General features: G+C 43.1%; 14 protein-coding genes, 1 tRNA gene and 1 pseudogene. 11 read left to right on the top strand and 5 right to left on the bottom strand.

Annotated features, from left to right (window positions below; translation table 11 throughout):
- Positions 1-106: 106 nt before the first annotated feature.
- The 9 genes from RDN79_RS16110 to tsf all read left to right on the top strand — a co-directional run bounded on the left by RDN79_RS16110 (position 107) and on the right by tsf (position 11,791).
- Positions 107-736, top strand: a complete 630-nt coding sequence (locus RDN79_RS16110; protein ID WP_298551249.1) for a porin family protein — start codon at positions 107-109, stop codon at positions 734-736.
- A 745-nt stretch (positions 737-1,481) separates the two neighbouring features.
- Positions 1,482-2,801, top strand: coding sequence for a hypothetical protein (locus RDN79_RS16115; protein ID WP_298551248.1), 1,320 nt, complete (start codon positions 1,482-1,484; stop codon positions 2,799-2,801).
- Between the two features lie 33 nt (positions 2,802-2,834).
- Positions 2,835-5,198: a hypothetical protein gene (locus RDN79_RS16120; protein ID WP_298551246.1), complete on the top strand. Its 2,364-nt coding sequence runs from the start codon at positions 2,835-2,837 to the stop codon at positions 5,196-5,198.
- 27 nt (positions 5,199-5,225) lie between these two features.
- Entirely contained in the window at positions 5,226-7,361 is a 2,136-nt protein-coding gene (locus RDN79_RS16125) for a hypothetical protein (RefSeq protein ID WP_298551244.1), read from the top strand.
- A gap of 263 nt (positions 7,362-7,624) precedes the next feature.
- Positions 7,625-8,542 carry an Rpn family recombination-promoting nuclease/putative transposase gene (locus RDN79_RS16130; RefSeq protein ID WP_298551242.1) on the top strand — a complete coding sequence of 306 codons (918 nt, stop codon included), beginning with the start codon at positions 7,625-7,627 and terminating at the stop codon, positions 8,540-8,542.
- A 278-nt stretch (positions 8,543-8,820) separates the two neighbouring features.
- A complete protein-coding gene (rplM, locus tag RDN79_RS16135) occupies positions 8,821-9,276 on the top strand; it encodes a 50S ribosomal protein L13 (RefSeq protein ID WP_186931513.1) in 456 nt (151 codons plus the stop codon).
- A gap of 5 nt (positions 9,277-9,281) precedes the next feature.
- Complete coding sequence (rpsI, locus tag RDN79_RS16140) at positions 9,282-9,668, top strand: 30S ribosomal protein S9 (RefSeq protein ID WP_005637642.1); 387 nt, start codon at positions 9,282-9,284, stop codon at positions 9,666-9,668.
- Between the two features lie 141 nt (positions 9,669-9,809).
- Positions 9,810-10,652 carry a 30S ribosomal protein S2 gene (gene rpsB, locus RDN79_RS16145; RefSeq protein WP_005637640.1) on the top strand — a complete coding sequence of 281 codons (843 nt, stop codon included), beginning with the start codon at positions 9,810-9,812 and terminating at the stop codon, positions 10,650-10,652.
- Between the two features lie 149 nt (positions 10,653-10,801).
- On the top strand, positions 10,802-11,791 hold the full coding sequence (tsf, locus tag RDN79_RS16150) for a translation elongation factor Ts (protein ID WP_298551238.1): 990 nt from the start codon (positions 10,802-10,804) through the stop codon (positions 11,789-11,791).
- A 106-nt stretch (positions 11,792-11,897) separates the two neighbouring features.
- Here the strand turns inward: tsf and RDN79_RS16155 are convergent, their stop codons facing one another.
- The 4 genes from RDN79_RS16155 to RDN79_RS16170 form a co-directional block, all read right to left on the bottom strand.
- Positions 11,898-13,091: a pyridoxal phosphate-dependent aminotransferase gene (locus RDN79_RS16155; protein WP_298551236.1), complete on the bottom strand. Its 1,194-nt coding sequence runs from the start codon at positions 13,089-13,091 to the stop codon at positions 11,898-11,900.
- Between the two features lie 25 nt (positions 13,092-13,116).
- Positions 13,117-14,334: a bifunctional 3,4-dihydroxy-2-butanone-4-phosphate synthase/GTP cyclohydrolase II gene (locus RDN79_RS16160; RefSeq protein WP_298551234.1), complete on the bottom strand. Its 1,218-nt coding sequence runs from the start codon at positions 14,332-14,334 to the stop codon at positions 13,117-13,119.
- Between the two features lie 27 nt (positions 14,335-14,361).
- Positions 14,362-16,296 carry an LptF/LptG family permease gene (locus RDN79_RS16165; RefSeq protein ID WP_298551232.1) on the bottom strand — a complete coding sequence of 645 codons (1,935 nt, stop codon included), beginning with the start codon at positions 16,294-16,296 and terminating at the stop codon, positions 14,362-14,364.
- A 101-nt stretch (positions 16,297-16,397) separates the two neighbouring features.
- Positions 16,398-16,781, bottom strand: a complete 384-nt coding sequence (locus tag RDN79_RS16170; protein WP_298551231.1) for an START-like domain-containing protein — start codon at positions 16,779-16,781, stop codon at positions 16,398-16,400.
- A 198-nt stretch (positions 16,782-16,979) separates the two neighbouring features.
- Between RDN79_RS16170 and RDN79_RS16175 the strand changes: the two genes are divergently transcribed.
- Positions 16,980-17,053 (top strand) — tRNA-Met (locus RDN79_RS16175).
- Positions 17,054-17,229: 176 nt separating this feature from the next.
- Here the strand turns inward: RDN79_RS16175 and RDN79_RS16180 are convergent.
- Entirely contained in the window at positions 17,230-17,541 is a 312-nt protein-coding gene (locus RDN79_RS16180) for a hypothetical protein (RefSeq protein WP_298551229.1), read from the bottom strand.
- A gap of 295 nt (positions 17,542-17,836) precedes the next feature.
- On the opposite strand from RDN79_RS16180, the pseudogene RDN79_RS16185 reads away from it, so the two are divergent.
- Positions 17,837-18,026: pseudogene (locus RDN79_RS16185) on the top strand (hypothetical protein); the annotation flags it as partial.

Genomic DNA, 18,026 nt, shown 5'->3' on the forward strand with positions numbered 1-18,026 from the left:
TTTCGGCCTATAAAGATACGGGTTATTTTACAAATTTATTCTATCGGCAGTTATAATCCGGCTGAAAAATTCTATCTTTGCTCATAATAACTCAGAGATTGGCAATATGAGAAAAATTATATTTATCGCCCTTTGGGCATTGTTGATGATTATGCCGGCGGCCGGTCAGGTCGCTTTCGGCGTTCGTGCGGGTGGCGCTTATTCTTCTCTGGTGCAAAAAGTGGAAGGAACATACAACGCCGGCGCCCGTTTCGGCTTCAGTCTGGCGGGGCTTGCCGATATACATTTATATAAGGGCTTGTCTTTGCGTCCCGAACTGGCGTTTACGAATCAGGGCGGTTCTTTCATTTCGAACTTCCAGGTGGAAGGGGCGAAGAACTCTCTCAACAAATGCAGCTACTACTCTATCCAGGTCCCTGTAAACCTGGCTTATACATTTCATATTAATGATGTCCAGTTAGGCGTTTATGCCGGTCCCGCCCTCGATTTCTCCCTGTTTGGGAAAATGAAGACCGAAAACCAGAATGTGGATATCCATTTCGGCCAAACCAAAGAAGCCGACCTCAAGACATTCGACTTGGGCGTCAGTGTCGGTCTGCGTGTCGATTACAGTCATTATTTCTTTTCCGTCGGAGCCCTTTGCGGCACGCTGGATCGCCGTGCCATAGAGCGTGAGGGCGAATCTTCCCTGTATCAAAACAATGTGACGTTGTCGTTGGGATATATGTTCCGCTAAGACGTCGGTTTGCTTGTCCGGCAGGCTGTTAGATTATCGGTGTGTTTATAGCAGCGAAGTCTTAGGGCTGTGTCGCCCTGTAAGGGCGACACAGGTAACATAATGTGATAAAAAAAATACAAGAACCCCTCCCAAAAAGGCGGATATTCATATTTTGTTAATATCCAGACTCTTGCCAAATATCTTGTTTCTTAAAAAATATTACCCTTGCGGGAAATTTGAAATATATGGGGTATAAAATCAAATTTTATGCGCTACTGTTTCGATCCGGACCAATGGGTATTTTGGAAAATCGTACAATAAGTAAGAAATATGGTTTGTCTGTCATCTTTGGATTTATCTGAAAGCGGCGGACAAATTTTATAAAAAGACGTATGATAGTTGTTTTTGTTTTCAATTCTATTATAGTGAATCTATCGTTTCGAGAGGTATTTCTCTCAATTTGGATGATTGCCACATTTACCCCTTAAAGATGAAAGTCGTGCCTATTATCTCTCTTAGATATCTGGTCTATTTTTGCAATGTAAAGTTAAAAACAGGGATAAAAACGACATAGTTCTAATAGAACTTAGTGTAAGAAGAACTGAAAAACAGGCGATTACAGGAGTTTTTAGACAAGCGTATAGAATGATGGATTTAGTTTAAGTCTTGATTTTCAAAATAAAAAAACGACATAGTCCTATTAGAACTACGTCAATCACTGGAGAAATTAGAACAAAGATAAAAACAATAAAAAATAAACAATATGAAACTCAAAAACATCGCATTAGGTATAGGGTTCCTTGTAGCCATGTTTTCTTGTTCAATGGAAGACGATATTGCTCCGAATATGGGAGGCGAAGTAGAGGGCGTGTCCGAGGATGTATATGCAGCCCTTCAATTCAATATTTCGGCAGGAACGGAATTGAATACGAAAGCAACGACAGGTGTTACAGAATCAGAAGATTCGGATTACAGCGAGATGGAAAATAGTACGGAAATGGCTGTAAACGAATGTTTTGTTTTTGTCGCAAACGGAGATGATATTATCGGGCGCAGACATTATGAAAGTGCTGATATCACAAGATCGGCTACTGATAAAAACAAATATACTTTAAATAAGCATATCTTAGTGAAAGTATCTAATGAAAAGCCGGTTCTGACAGTTTTTGCTGTTGGCATGAAATCAGACAATGCTGATACTTTTGCAAATGGGCTATATCTAAGTGCTACATCGCTGAAGAGCCTGAAACAGAGTACTGTCGGAAAGAATCATCAGGATAAAGGTAACTCTCTGACTGACTTTATTAAAGTGGGAGAAGGTACGATCAAACCTTATGACCAGGATCAAACAAATGGATATCAGACTTCTAACAAAACAACAGATTTTGCTTGTAACGAAAATGGTACTGTAAGGTGTGGGCTTACGGATATAGCGTTAGGACTCCGCGCCGCTGCAATAGAACTAATGTCTTTTAAGGTCGTAACTGTAGGAGGAACTACACTTGCAGACCTTGTTACTTCCCATAATGGAAAAAACAATGAAGGGGAAATCAACTCCATCACTAAAAATGGTAATGCTGATATTACTGCTCCGCAGATCAGAGCGATCGTTAAAGACGTTATTATAAGCCCGCAAGTGGTCAATACGGTATTGTATCCGACGGATGAAAAGAAGGAACTGTCTGAAAGTGATAAAGTTTTTGCTGGAAACGACGGTGGTAATACTTCTTTTATGATAGCCTACAATGATAAAGTCGAAAAAGCAAATGGCGATGCTGCTAAAATAACGCAGATCGAGAGCAGTTCTCATCCGCTAAATCATCGCTTTTATACGTATCAAAATGCAAACGCAACTGATCATAAGACGAAAGTGACTATCAAATATGAAGTTGAAGGTATTCCGGGCGAATGTACATTCTTTGTGAAGACTGGAGGCATAGGCGATGATGCTGCTAAAGTCCTTGCCGGCAATCTCTATCAGTTGCATGTTACGATTACCAATGCTGTCGCTACCATCAAGGTTGTGACGAAAGATTGGAAGTATAATAAAGTAGAACAGGAAATGCAGGAGGTAATAAAATAAGTTTAATCAGGGTAAAAGTAAAAGGTAAGTATTATGAAACTAAGAAACATTATATCGATAGTGACAGCCGGTCTGTTTATGATGTCGGCTTGTACGGATGAAGAATTGATAGATAGTTCTGCTCCTGATTCGGGTGTGAATATTTCGTTGACCACCAAAGGAGTGATGACAAAAGCCCTCGCGGACGGCTATGGACATTCGACTCCCGATGAAATCACGATAAACACATGTGCAATCGCATTCTTTGATGTGAGCACCCATGAGAGAGTCGGTTTTTCGTATAATACTTTTGATGCGGCTACCGGCAATTTGAATGATGGACGGGCTTACTATTCCGTATCTGATATTTTAGTGAAAGGCGGTACATATAATATGCTTGTTTTGGCAAATTCGTCTTTGTCAAAAGAGAATATCCAAGCCGCAAACACATATAATGCCTTTAAAGCTTTGAAGGAAACATTAGAGGATCAGGGTGCTGCGACTTTTAATGCTGCAAATTTGGTGAAATTCGGAGAACAAGAGGTTACGATAGGCAAAGGACAAGCAAATAACATACAGGTCGAACTGACCCAGCTTGCTGCACGGATCGATTTGTCGTTTAAAGTGAATGTGCAGCCAGAGGAAGTGGGAGAACCCATTGTAGAGGAAAAATGGTCTATGGAGGATTTAGTAGGGATAGCTACAAAAAATCCGGGTCAATATGAAGTGGGAAGTGATAAGCCTGGCGAATGTAAAATTACTTCACATTCTCATTCAGGTAAATGGCTGTACGTTCCTAACAACGTAAGGACGACAACCACAACTAAAAAAGCGTGGATATTTGCAATTTCTAATGTTATGATATCGAATGGCGCTCTAAAGTCAAACTCATTTATGGAAACAACGGAAACTGCTGTTAATGCGGATGATAACAGTTCTTACTTGGTAAAGGATTTTGAAGTTAAGCTTTCGGATGGAACTGCCACAGTCCCTTTTTATACATATGAAAAAACATTTAGCCCACAAGAGAATCCGTTGACTGTAACGGTGGATGGAAATTTGAAATATGGAACGTTTACAGAGAAAACGATAGAAACATTCTCAGCAGAGTATCAGTGGAAAAGTGACCAAGGCGGTGGTGGTTGGGGAAACTCAGGCCGATTTGATAAAACAACGGTTGTTTCTTCTGAAACCAAAACCACGCAAGAGATGACTGAAACGATTGACAATATGGAGAAGTCATATAAGTTGGTATTCAATCCTGCAAAAAATGCAGACTGTAATACCAATGGAGTCGTTCACGGCAACTTGTATGATATAGTAGGAACGATCGATGTCAATACGCGTGAAGCAAAATTTAATTGGACTTTGAAACCGTGGGATGTTAGGATTCGTGAGATATCTGTCGATATTGTAGACCCGGCTTTCTTGGTTGTTGCCAATACGGAAATGACGATGCCGAATATGACTTCAATCTCGACAATGTTCCAGTCTTCTTCACCGATAACGATTTCAACCCCAGTTGTATCAAATGGGACTGCTAATCAGAAATTGAAGGTGATTGTGACAAAGAGTGAGGGTAATAGTGGTTCTATTAATATAAGTAGTGATCTCCCGATTAATTTTGTCCCGAAAGAGATTTCGTTTACGGTTACAAATGAGGATGGGTTAAGTGAGGATGTGAAGATTCATCAGTATCCGCCGTTGTATATTACAGCAAGTACATCATTAAATGAGGTAACAGGTAATAATGATAATCAGAATAATCGAAATATGTATGAGTTTAAATCATTGATTGCCGATTTTACTAAAATTGGCGTAGGAAGTAATTGGTTTGAATTAGAAGAGAGTTGGAGTAGTATTGGCTCTGATTGGAGCAGGAATGGGCATTTGGGAACTCTTAGTGATCGTCAAAAAGTAGCGAGTCAATTTGCTACTTATATACAAAACAATGCAGTTTTGGCATATCCGGAAACAGCAGATAAGACTTTTAATAAATATGTCAGTTCTAAGACAAATGGATCAACTTCTAACCGATATGTAGGGACAGTTCCACGTACGGTTCAGAATGAAACCAATAACTATCGTATTTCTCCTTATTTTGTACTGGCTTCTCAGAATGGAACAAATAATAGTAAAGAAAAACAATCGCATGAAGAGTTTTGTGCGGGCTATATAGAGCAGGATTTGGATTATAATAATTATCCGGAAGGAACTGTGGGAAAATGGCGTGTCCCGACAAAAGCTGAGCTTTATTTGATTGATATATTGCAAAATACGCAAACTTGTGCTGTTAAACGTATTTTGGAAGGAGCAAATTATTGGTGCGCGACTCCTGCTTTAATCTATTTGATGGATCCTCGTGTAGCAGGAACTAAGGCTGTTCGTTGCGTGAGAGATATTTATATAAATGAATAAGGTCTAATTATTAAAATATAAACAACAATGAAACAAATCATATATATATTTTCGGTGATGCTATTAGCCTTATTCTCTTGTACGGATGATATTTTAAATTCGGATCAGGAAAAGGTGATAGAAGGAAATAAAGTCCAACTGAATTTCCAGGTAAATGATATCCCTGATTTTAAAGAAATAACAACAAAAGCAGCGGATGAAAACACGGTCGAAACGATCTCTTTAATGACTTTCGATGATGGCGGTTCTTTTTTAGGACGGGTGGAAGCAAAGGTTGCACAGGAATCGGGTACAACTTCCGGTACTGGTTCCGCGTTAGTACCGATCAATACTTCGACAATCCATTTTGTCGCTAACTACAAGTGGACGGATGGTGCTTACATGACACCTAACGGAGAAACAGAGTCTTCTTTAATGTCTTCACTAATTTCCGGGACGGATAATTTTTATGTGGCATGGGGGAGTGTTTCTAACGTAGACTTGTCTCAAACCCTCTCTGTCACAATGCTTCGCAATTATGCAAAAGTAACGGTGGAAGCTGCTGCTGGAAGTGGTTTTGAGGTTGGAGGTTTCGCCCTTTCTCATTATGCTGACAAAGGAACGGTTATTGCGCAAGAAGGAACATTGAATGTCGCACCGGGTTATTCTTTGGTGACTCATACTGCTTCACAGTGCAATATGGATCCTAAATATCTGTATGAATATGAAAACACGTATGACAACCAGACTTCTGTGATCGTCAAAAGAAAAGATCTGAATCAGTATTATAAGATTCAGTTATTGGACCCAGAGGGTAGTCCATATCAGATTGAGCGAAACTATGTATATAAAGTTATTATTAATAAAATAGAGGAAGGGGCAGAAGGCAGTAAGACTTTTGAGGAAGCATTGAATGCAACACCTACCAACAATATTTATGTGGAAGTCATCAAAGAGGCTACGACTGTTTCGGATAAAGTGGGAAATAAACTGGTCGTTGATCCGGTTTACCACTTGTTTGTGAAGGATGGAACGTTGACATTTAAAGCAAATTATTATCCAAATGGAGGTTCTGCTACTGATAATGAAAAGATATCAATTAAATTAATTCATAATGGTCATCAGTCTACATCTATTTTACCGGATGTAACGGAAGAAACATCGTTGTCTGTCGGATATGGCGGAACAGTCACAACGCGGGTTGCACTTCCGGGGGGTGATCTAACGAATTTGGCATTGGACTCCGCTATGCTGCGTGTAAATGCCGGCGTATTGACCCGTATTGTAACTGTCTTTATCAGCAAACAATATGATTTTAAGCCTCAATCGGCGGGTTATGCTGAAAATCGTGTAGGACAGGAGATTCCTTTGAAGTTTACAATCCCATCGGATTTTCCGGAAACCTTGCTTCCTATAAAGTGCTATATCAAAGCGGATGGTTTGAATCCGGTTAAAACTGCCGGGCAGGAGGATATGCTGGTAGAACATAAAGATGGTACTATCTATTATATCTACGAAGCTAAAAGTACTGGCGATAAAACATTAATGTTTAAGACGATTCAAGCTGTGGTGGACAATCCTACGATAACGAATGACTATTTTGAGGATGGAACCTTTATAATGAGATTGGCAGGAAAGAAAGTATTCTCTGATATCTCTGCAGGCCCAGTTTATTACGAAGCAGGTTCGACTTTTACTTTGAAATTCAATATGGAAAGTGATGCAACGGTAGCGATTTCCGGAAATGGCATTAATTCCATGTCTTATAGCGGGCATGCAGGTCAAAATACTGTAACGTTGAAAACTACGCAACGTGGAGCTGCCGGTACGATTTATCTCAAAGCAGAAGGTTATAATGATGTATCTATAACTTATTCTAATAATTACATTTTGCAAAAGGATTATGTGATTACGAATGCAAATTTGAAGAGGCATTATATTCGTACCTCTAATATAGACAAGGATGTCTCAATTACTGTAACCCCGGCAGAGTATATAACAAGATTTACTCGTCCAAGTGATGGAAAATATAGTATGACTATAAAAGCTGGCGTTTCTGTAAATGAATCTTTGAAGTTTAGATGTTATATATCGGGAACAATCCTGGGGGATGGCAACTATTCCGGCGAATCTCAAATTGCAAACTTCTTATCAGATCCAAGTATGACATTGAATAAAGAATAAGCCTATATTTTTTCATTTAACTTACATACACCAATCCTTAACGGGATATAGGTAGCTTAGGGCGCGGAGATTTTCTTCGTGCCCTTTGTGATATAAGGGAGGTTGTGTGTGTCTTTCCGGACAGGGAGGTGTTTTTGGGAGCAAAATATAACTTTTTGATGCATAGCCTATGGGCTGTTCCAAATAAATGTTATCTTTGCCGGTAAGGAAAGAGGGAATGAATCTTCTTTCTTCTTATAATCAACAACTAAAACCATATAACTATGGCTATATTTATCAATCCCTTTGTGGATCGTGGTTTCAAACTCCTTTTCGGAAGAGAGGATAGTAAGGCGCTTTTGATTGATCTGTTGAATGACCTTTTGGAGGGCGAACGTGCGATCGTTGAACTGTCTTTTATGAACGTGGAAGCTCCTGCTGATTGCCCCGATGGGCGCAATGCCGTGTTCGATCTGAAATGTAAGGATAAAGATGGGGCTGTTTTTATCGTTGAGGTCCAGAATTCACTGCAAACTTATTTTTTTGAACGAGGATTATATTATCTTTGTCGTATGATCTGTGATCAGGACAGGAAAGGTGAACAATGGAACTTCTCTTTATGTCCGGTCTATGGCATCTTTTTCCTGAACTTCAAGTCGGGTAAAAACGATAAGGTGCGTACGGATATTGTGCTCGCGAATCGTGAAACAGGTTGCCAAGCCAGTAACCTGCTGCGCGAAGTGTTTATTGAGATGCCCTTTTTCGATAAGAAAGAGGAGGAGTGTAAAACGGGTTTGGATTATTGGCTTTATACATTGAAATATATGGAACAGTTAAAAACAATACCATTCAAGGGTCAAAAGGCTTTGTTCGAGAGACTTGAAAAGTTGGCTAAGATTGTTAATCTCAACAAAAAAGAACGGATGGAGTATGAAGAATGTCTGAAAGTCTATCGTGACAATCAGAACACGTGGGATTATGCAATAGAGAAAGGCTATCAGGAAGGGGTGGACAAAGGACTGAAAAAAGGACTGGAAGACGGACTGAAAAAAGGACTGGAAAAAGGGCTGAAAAGAGGACTGGAAAAAGGACTGGAAAAAGGTGTCCGCCAAGTGGCCCTTAACATGAAACGAAAAGGCATGGAGGTCACTGCCATTATGGAGTGTACCGGCCTGGATGCCGGGACGATTGCGGAATTGTAGTTGGAATAATCGTTTGCAGAAGATTAATAGGCGAAGGTCCGGTAGCTTGCAGGTTGCCGGACCTTTTTTTCCTGTAATTGACCTACTTGTGTAAATTCTTTCTGCGAAAAGTTTTGTGTTTTGCGGAAAAACCGTACCTTTGCAAGCCGAATATTATCAAAATTGTACTAAGAGTTTAATTCTTAGCACGTTGTTGCGTCAAGTGTCCGTAGCGACAGCGCACGCGGGGATTGGATTCTTGTTTTTTAGAGTTATTAATTTATTAATTTTTTAAGCAAGTGGATACTTTAAGTTTTAAGACCATTTCTGCAAACAAAGCAACTGTAAACAAAGAGTGGGTCATTGTTGACGCCGAAGGACAGACTTTGGGACGCCTTTGCGCAAAGGTAGCGAAGCTTTTGCGCGGTAAGTACAAACCCAACTTTACTCCGCACGTTGATTGTGGTGATAACGTAATTATCATCAATGCAGACAAAATCGTTCTGACAGGTAACAAATGGAACGATCGTATTTATTTGAGATATACCGGATATCCCGGTGGACAGATCGCTTACACGCCGGCTGATTTGCAGGCTAAAGGTGACGACCGTCTGTTCCGTAAAGTAGTGAAAGGTATGCTTCCGAAGAATCGTCTGGGTGCCAAACTGTTGAAAAATCTGTATGTATATGCAGGAACAGAGCACAAACACGAAGCTCAGCAGCCTAAATTAATCGATATAAACTCATATAAATAATCACAATGGAAGTAGTAAATGCAATAGGAAGACGTAAGGCAGCAGTTGCTCGCGTATTCGTAAGCGAAGGTACAGGAAAGATTACTATCAACAAACGTGATCTGGCTAATTACTTTCCTTCTACAATCCTTCAGTTCATTGTTAAGCAGCCGCTCGCAAAGCTGAACGTTGCAGAACAATATGATATCAAGATCAACCTCGATGGAGGTGGTTTCAAAGGACAGTCTGAAGCTGCTCGCCTGGCTATCGCCCGCGCACTGGTTAAGATCAATCCGGAAGACAAATCCGCTCTTCGCGCAGAAGGTTTCGTCACTCGTGACCCGCGTGCTGTTGAACGTAAGAAACCGGGACGTCCTAAAGCTCGTAAGAGATTCCAGTTCAGTAAACGTTAATCTTATTTGTGAGTCCCTTACAAGTATAGCAAAGCGTTTAGTATCTAAATTATCAGGATTCTTTTTATATGCTGACATACGGGAGGACTACCTGATGATTGAGTTAAACAAAAGAAAGTAAACGATTTTAAGAAAAAAACAATGTCAAGAGTTAATTTTGATCAGTTATTAGAAGCTGGCGTACACTTCGGACACTTAAAAAGAAAGTGGAACCCCGCAATGGCTCCTTATATCTTCATGGAGCGCAATGGTATTCATATCATTGACTTATATAAAACAGTTGCTAAAGTAGACGAAGCGGCAGAAGTAATGAAGAACCTGGCAAAACAGGGTAAGAAAGTACTTTTCGTTGCTACTAAAAAACAAGCTAAACAAGTTGTCGCCGATAAGGCTTCTTCAGTAGGTATGCCTTACGTGATCGAACGCTGGCCGGGTGGTATGTTGACCAACTTCCCGACTATCCGTAAAGCTATCAAGAAGATGGCTACTATCGATAAGATGACAAAAGATGGTACATTTGATAATCTTTCCAAGAGAGAAAAACTTCAGATCACTCGCCAGCGTGCTAAGTTGGAAAAGACTTTGGGTTCTATCGTGGACCTGACTCGTCTTCCGTCCGCTTTGTTCGTTGTTGACGTAATGAAAGAACATATCGCAGTCCGCGAAGCGAACCGTCTGGGTATCCCTGTATTCGGTATGGTTGATACGAACTCCGACCCGAACAACATCGACTACGTGATCCCGGCTAACGACGACGCTACAAAATCTGTAGAAGTGATCTTGGGCGCTATCTGCGAAGCAATGAACGAAGGTCTGCAGGAACGTAAAGCTGAAAAGATCGATACGGAAGCTGCCGGCGAAGGCGAAGCTCCTAAAAGAGAACGCAAAGCGAAAGCGGCTGTAAAGAAAGAACGTACTAAGAAGGAAGACGACGAAGCGCTGAACGCTAACGTTGCTGACAAATTCGCTAAGGACGAAGAGTAATTCAATTGACAATTGATAATTGACAATTGAAAATTAAGAGAAACATAAAATGAAACGATGGGCAATTGGCTTTTGACTTGAATTGTCAATTGTCAATTGTCCATTGTCTATTAATAAAGTAAACATTTAATAAATAAGGAAATAAGATTATGGCTGTAACTATGGCTGATATTACCAAGCTGCGCAAAATGAGCGGAGCCGGTATGATGGACTGCAAGAAGGCTTTGACCGAATCTGACGGTGACATCGAAAAAGCAATGGAAATTATCCGTAAAAAAGGACAGGCTATTGCTGCTAAGCGTTCTGACCGCGACGCTGCTGAAGGTTGCGTATTGGCAAAGAAAGACGGCGAATTCGCTGCTATCATCGCTTTGAAGTGCGAAACTGACTTCGTGGCTAAGAATGAAGATTTCATCGCACTGGCTCAGGCTATCCTGGATGCCGCTGTGGCTAACAAGTGCAAGACTCTGGACGAAGTGAAGGCTTTGCCGATGGGGAAGGGCACTGTGCAGGATGCTGTTACCGATCGTAGCGGTATCACAGGCGAAAAGATGGAGTTGGATGGCTATAACGTAGTGGAAGGCGCTTATACCACTGTTTACAACCACATGGGCAAGAACCAGTTGTGTACGATTGTCGCATTCAACAAGGAATCTGAAGAGGCTGCTCACAACGTCGCTATGCAGATCGCTGCCATGAACCCGATCGCTATCGACGAATCCGGTGTCCCTGAATCTGTAAAAGAACAGGAAATCCAGGTGGCTATCGAAAAGACAAAGGCTGAACAGGTGCAGAAAGCTGTTGAAGCTGCCCTGAAAAAAGCCGGTATCAATCCTTCGCACGTAGATAGCGAGGACCACATGGAAAGCAACATGGCTAAAGGCTGGATCACGGCTGAAGATGTTGCCAAGGCAAAAGAAATCATCGCTACTGTTTCAGCTGAAAAAGCTGCAAACCTGCCTCAGCAGATGATCGAGAACATCGCTAAGGGCCGTCTTGGCAAGTTCTTGAAGGAAGTTTGCTTGCTGAACCAGGAAGATATCATGGATGGCAAGAAGACTGTAAGAGAAACGATGAAGGAAGCTGATCCTGAATTGCAGATCCTGGCATTCAAACGCTTCACTTTGCGTGCCGAATAATTTTTGCTTCGGCAGAACAAAATAAAAAAAGGAGGTGTTTCGTGATGAACATCTCCTTTTCTATTTTTAGGCACGGATTCCACCGTGCCTGATTTGTATGTAACGCTTATTTCAATGCGGCCAAAGCCTCTTTGATACGCTTGATGGCTTCCACAATGTTTTCATCGCTGGTAGCGTAGCTCATGCGGATGCATTCGGGGGCGCCGAAAGAGGTACCGCCAACGCAAGCGACATGGGCGACTTCCAACAGGTACATGGCCAGGTCGTCGGCATTCTCGATCGTGCGTGTGCCGTCGGTCTTACCAAAGTAATAGCTGCATTTCGGGAACAGGTAGAAAGCGCCTTCCGGCTGGTTTACTTCGAATCCCGGAACTTCCTTCGCCAAGCCGACGATCAGGTTGCGGCGGCGTTCGAATGCCTGACGCATTTCTTCAACCGGAGCCTGTGAGCCGGTGTAGGCAGCTTCTGCCGCTTTCTGGGATACGGAGCACGGGCCTGAAGTGTATTGTCCCTGCAATTTGTTTACAGCCTTTACGATCCATTCCGGTCCGGCGATGAAACCGATGCGCCACCCAGTCATGGCATAGGCTTTGGAAACACCGTTGACGATAACCGTACGGTCTTTCATCCCGTCTATCTGTGCGATGCTGTTATGTTTGCCGATGTAGTTGATATGTTCGTAGATCTCGTCTGCAATCACGATGATTTCCGGATGTTTTTTCAGGATTTCGGCCAGGCCTGCCAATTCTTCCGCGCTGTAGACCGAACCGGTCGGGTTAGACGGGGAGCAGAGGATCAACGCCTTTGTTTTCGGTGTGATAGCCGCTTCCAGCTGTGCCGGGGTGATCTTGAAATCTTGTTCGATACCGGCCGCAACGGTCACGGGTTTTCCTTCGGCCAATTTCACCATTTCCGGATAGCTGACCCAGAACGGAGCCGGGATAATCACTTCGTCGCCCGGATTTACCAATACCATGATTGTATTACAAACGGATTGTTTGGCACCATTTGCGCAAGAAATCTGGTTGGCTGTGTATTCCAATCCGTTTTCGTTTTTCAACTTGGCAACGATGGCGTTGCGCAAAGCCGGATAACCGGCTACGGGAGAATAACGGGAATAGTTTTCATCGATCGCTTTTTTGGCCGCTTCCTTGATCGGTTCGGGAGTGTTGAAGTCGGGTTCTCCGACACTCAGGTTGATAACATCAACTCCCTGGGCCTTTAATTCATTGCTCTTCTGGGACATCGCCAATGTTGCGGAAGGCGACAAACTTGCTAAACGTGCTGATACTTGTGTCATGATAGTGTTATTATGTAATTATGAATTATTTGATATTGTGTAAGACGTGTCCCATGCGTTCCTTTTTCGTCTTCATGTAAAATTCGTTGTAAGGATTCGGAGCGACTTCGATAGGAACGTTTTCTACGACCGTCAGCCCGTATGCTTCCAGTCCGACACGCTTGACGGGATTGTTGGTCATCAGGCGCATCTTGGTGACGCCCAAGTGGCGCAGGATCTGGGCCCCGACGCCGTAATCGCGTTCGTCGGCCTGGTGTCCGAGATGCAAGTTTGCATCGACAGTGTCCAGACCGTCTTCCTGTAGTTTATAGGCTTTCATCTTTTCCATCAGCCCGATGCCGCGTCCTTCCTGGTTCAGGTAGACGATTACTCCCTTGCCTTCTTTTTCGATACGTTGCATGGCTTTGTGCAACTGTTCGCCACATTCGCAGCGCATGGAGCCGAAGATATCACCGGTTGCACAAGAAGAATGTACGCGTACCAGAATCGGTTCGTCCGGCTCGAACTTGCCTTTTATCAGGGCGATATGTTCCAGTCCGTTGCTTTTCTGGCGGAAAGGGATCAGGCGGAAGTGGCCATATTGGGTGGGAAGGTCTACTTCGACGCCATTTTCTACGATCGATTCTGTTTTCAGGCGATACGAAATCAAGTCTTTGATACAGATGATTTTGATATCGAACTTCTTGGCTACCTCGATCAGTTGGGGCAGGCGGGCCATGGTCCCGTCTTCATTGATGATTTCGATCAGTGCGCCTGCCGGGTACAAACCGGCGAGGCGTGCCAGGTCGACAGCTGCTTCGGTATGTCCGGCACGGCGCAACACGCCACGCGAACGGGCGCGGAGCGGATTGATATGTCCCGGACGGCCCAGGTCGGACGGCTTGGTTTTCGGATCGGCAAGCGCCAGGATGGTTTCTGCGCGGTCGAACATCGAAACGCCTGTCGTGCAGCCGCCTCCTAATTTATCTACTGTTATTGTAAAGGGAGTCCCCAGCAAAGAGGTGTTGTTTGCTACCTGCATGTCGAGCTCCAATTCCTGGCAACGTTCTTCCGTGATCGGTGCGCACAGTACGCCACGGCCGTTTTTCAACATGAAGTTTACTTTTTCGGGAGTTATCTTTTCGGCGGCAATAATAAAATCACCTTCATTTTCGCGATCTTCATCATCGACAACGATTAAGAATTTTCCTTCGCGGAAGTCTTCAATAGCTTCTTCAATGGTGTTTAATTTGATTTCGCTCATATATTCGTTTTACTTATATTTCTTATTTCACAAAGATACGGGTAATTTTTCAATTATGTCAATCAGTTCATTGCTTGTCTTTTGTACCGTTTTGATATCGTGCCGCAAAAGTTTGCGCTGGTACGTGGCAAGCAGATAAACCGGAAGCCCGATCGGGAAAAAGAGGCCGATTGCCAACCCTGCTTTTCCGTTTATTTTTGCATTTATCTGGTTGTAGCCGCTTATGACCGGGTAGTCCATCAGCTTGTTCAAGACTAAGTTCTGGTCCGAATTGGACAGCTCTTCGATGATGCCGTCCATTTCTGCCGCCAACTGTTCGGCCGTATGGTCGCGACCGCCCTGTTTCCAGAAACGGAAATAGTTTGTCCACCGTTTATGGGCGGCCAGATAGGCATTGCTTTCTTCTGCCAGTTGTTTCAGGCGGGGGATGATCTGCCCGTAATCCGGGTTGAACATGATCACCTCTTTCATTTCAACTTTTCTGCCCGAACGTTTCCCGAATATATTTTTCAAGGCATTCAGGTATGTATCGGCATTCAGGATGACGGAGTCGTTGACCGCTTTATAAGTCAGGAAGATACCTAACGGGGCCAAAACGGCGGAACTCAACCACATTCCCTGCCATGCTTCCCATACGCCGTCGCGGGCCATCTTGAAGCCGATGTTGTTGATAACATAATAGAATATGAAAAGGAGAACGGAAAGAACCACCGGAGTCCCCAAGCCGCCTTTTCGTATAATGGCCCCAAGCGGTGCGCCGATGAAAAAGAAGACCAGACAAGCAAACGAGATGGTGAATTTGTTGTGCCATTCCGTCAAATGGCGGCGTACCCTGTAGGCCTCTTCTCCGATAGTGGCTGCTTTGAAGAAGTAATCGGCCTTCATATTTTCGATGCTCGATTTCGCACGTGTCAGGATAGTCGCCTTCTTTCCGGGATTTTCTGCCTGGTAGAGGCTGTCGAAGTTCATGACGATTACCGGCTCGTCCCTCTTGGCCTCCGGTGTCGCCTTTGTATCGGATTTCTCGCTATTCGGAGCGTCCTTTACGTTATTCTGTTTTATGTCTTGCGGCTTCTTAAGCGTCTTTTTGTATGAAGTTTCGTAAACGTTCTTGGCATTGACGTTTTGTATGCTGTCTAAACGTACGGAAACGGAGTCAATGAAGATTTGCAGGTCATGCATGTTTTTACCCATAAACTGGTTTTGCATGAACGATTCGTCCGTCCGTGAGAAGTTTGCATCGAATTCGATCAGGATATCCCGGCTTTTGAAGGTCTCCCTCTGGTAGGGAACGGAACTTTTTGTGCCCGTAGTGCTCGATTGCTTGTCTAAGCTTCTGAAAGATTCTCCGTTAAATAAGGAAAGGACCAGGAACATTTTGTCCGCCGAAGTTTTCAGGCGACCCGAATCCGCGACCATCACGCTTACCTTGTTGAACCCTTCGGAATAGTCATAGATCATCATGTCGCGAAGAAGCCCCGTTTTGGTGTCTTTATGCTTTACATATACATTATATCCGGTGATTTCGCCGTAGAAAACCCCTTCCGGAATATCCAACTCCGGCGATTTCTGACGCATGGACCAAAGCAGCGTGTAGAGTTTGACCTGCACGACAGGCATGGCATAGTTCTGGAAGAAGAAAGCCCCGATACTTATAATACTGATGGTGATGATCAGCGGACGCATGATATGGACCAGTGAAACGCCCGCCGATTTCATAGCCAACAATTCCAATCGTTCGCCGAGATTCCCGAACGTCATAAGCGAGGCAAGCAAAATGGCCAGCGGGAGTGCCATCGGCACAAGGAATAGGGCGGCATACAAAAACATTTCCGCCAGAACAGGAATCCCCAGACCTTTCCCGACCATGTCGTCAATGTACCTCCACAGGAACTGCATAAGCACAATAAACAGACAGATACCGAAGGTCATCAAGAACAACGGCAGGAAAGTCTGCAGCATAAATGTATATAATCGTTTTATTTTCAACATTGCTTATCCGGTTGACGGCGCAAAAGTAGTGAAAAAACGATATGATCGCTAACGGAAATCACTAAAACAACCTAAATACCGAGCGTACGCCTCAGTTCTTCTACTTGCGTGTCCCATAAATCGATAGAATCCCTTTTTTCATCCAGCTCGGCAAAATCCGTTATTTGCAAAGAAGTCGATCCTGTCAGTTCATGGCTGTGGATCTGGAATTCGAAATAGGCATTTTCATCCTCTTCATCCGTCCAGCGGTAACGAACGCTCATTTCCGGTTTCATAGACAGTACTTCCGCTTCCTGTTCGGCTTTGTTCCATTTAAAAACATACATGTTACCGTTGATAATAACATCATCGGCGAACCAGGCGGATAACCCTGGAGGAGTAGTGAGGTGATTCCATAAGCTTCGTCGTGAAACTTTATCGAAAATGTATTCGATATGAAATTTCTCTTTTTTCATCTTTCATTGTGTTTATTGGCAGCAAGATAATAAAAGAATTGATATCTGCCAAATCTGTTTCAAAAAAAGCAACTCTGAATTAAGATCTTAACAGGAAGCTCTCGAAAATAATTGAATTTTTTTTCATGAAAGTGTTGCACAATATAAAAATAAGCTCTACTTTTGCAGCGTCAATCAGGGAAATGATGACAACATGATGGCGAGATAGCTCAGCTGGTTAGAGCGCATGATTCATAATCATGAGGTCCCCGGTTCAATCCCGGGTCTCGCTACAAACTTGACACTTCTGTAATATTGCAGAAGTGTTTTTTTATGTGGTTAACCGAATAACCGGTAATCTCGAAGCGGTGTCGAGCAAAATTTAAACAGGCTCTAAGAAAAAAATAGACAATAACCCCCATTTTGCCTCTTTGGGCTATTTCATCTGAAAATCCGATTCGTATTTTTGTTACATTTTGTTCGGCTTGGAGGCTTGTTTGATGATGATAAGCATTATGAAGTTGGCATTTTGTCCGGATATTTGTCTCGTATTGTCGTTTAAACAAGGAAATAGTGACAATGTGATAATCCTTAACTCCCGGAGAATCGAATATTTCCGGGTAAAGCCGGAGGATGCCCCGATTATGCCCCTGATTTTCCCGTCTATTTCACATGAGGTGCGCAGTTTTTCGCCATGAAGACGGTCGTCGTTACCGTGGCGACCGTCTTCATGGCGAACGGCGACCGTCTTCGTGGGCAATGGCGACCGTTCTCGTGGCAATGAAGACGGTCTTCGTGGCGAAAATCCGGCAAATGACTGAAAAAAGCTTTTTCTTCCCTTCCAAAAGCACCCTTTGGTGCTTTCCTTTATTGGCTTGTTTAAATGTTAAATAATATTTTATTTACAATAAGTGGTAATATGAGGTGTGTATTCGCCTACCATAGACGGGCGCAGATAAATCGGTATTCACCTGTTTCACCTTTGAAAATATCCGGAACATTCTTCCCGATCCGCACTCCCGTTCATAAATAATATGTATATTTGTGGATTAAGTAACAACTAAAAAACAGTAACTATGAAAAAGGAAGAATCAGATCTGAAAATCATAGAAGAGATGGAAAGAAGAGAGTTGCAGGACAGGTATATCCGTTTTGATTGGGCCATCAAGCGTCTGCTGCGCCAGAAGGCCAACTTCGACGTGCTCGACGGCTTCCTGACCGTCATGCTGAACGAAGAGATCAAGATCGTCGAAATCCTCGAGAGCG

Source organism: uncultured Parabacteroides sp., assembly GCF_902493135.1.
Taxonomy (GTDB): domain Bacteria; phylum Bacteroidota; class Bacteroidia; order Bacteroidales; family Tannerellaceae; genus Parabacteroides.

Bases quoted from the DNA above. Each gene is read 5' to 3' on its own strand.
- tsf (WP_298551238.1), top strand. From the start codon at position 10,802: ATGGCTGTAACTATGGCTGATATTACCAAGCTGCGCAAAATGAGCGGA.
- RDN79_RS16115 (WP_298551248.1), top strand. From the start codon at position 1,482: ATGAAACTCAAAAACATCGCATTAGGTATAGGGTTCCTTGTAGCCATG.
- RDN79_RS16120 (WP_298551246.1), top strand. From the start codon at position 2,835: ATGAAACTAAGAAACATTATATCGATAGTGACAGCCGGTCTGTTTATG.
- RDN79_RS16155 (WP_298551236.1), bottom strand. From the start codon at position 13,091: ATGACACAAGTATCAGCACGTTTAGCAAGTTTGTCGCCTTCCGCAACA.
- rpsB (WP_005637640.1), top strand. From the start codon at position 9,810: ATGTCAAGAGTTAATTTTGATCAGTTATTAGAAGCTGGCGTACACTTC.
- RDN79_RS16165 (WP_298551232.1), bottom strand. From the start codon at position 16,296: ATGCTGCAGACTTTCCTGCCGTTGTTCTTGATGACCTTCGGTATCTGT.
- RDN79_RS16125 (WP_298551244.1), top strand. From the start codon at position 5,226: ATGAAACAAATCATATATATATTTTCGGTGATGCTATTAGCCTTATTC.
- RDN79_RS16130 (WP_298551242.1), top strand. From the start codon at position 7,625: ATGGCTATATTTATCAATCCCTTTGTGGATCGTGGTTTCAAACTCCTT.
- RDN79_RS16170 (WP_298551231.1), bottom strand. From the start codon at position 16,781: ATGAAAAAAGAGAAATTTCATATCGAATACATTTTCGATAAAGTTTCA.
- RDN79_RS16160 (WP_298551234.1), bottom strand. From the start codon at position 14,334: ATGAGCGAAATCAAATTAAACACCATTGAAGAAGCTATTGAAGACTTC.
- rpsI (WP_005637642.1), top strand. From the start codon at position 9,282: ATGGAAGTAGTAAATGCAATAGGAAGACGTAAGGCAGCAGTTGCTCGC.
- RDN79_RS16110 (WP_298551249.1), top strand. From the start codon at position 107: ATGAGAAAAATTATATTTATCGCCCTTTGGGCATTGTTGATGATTATG.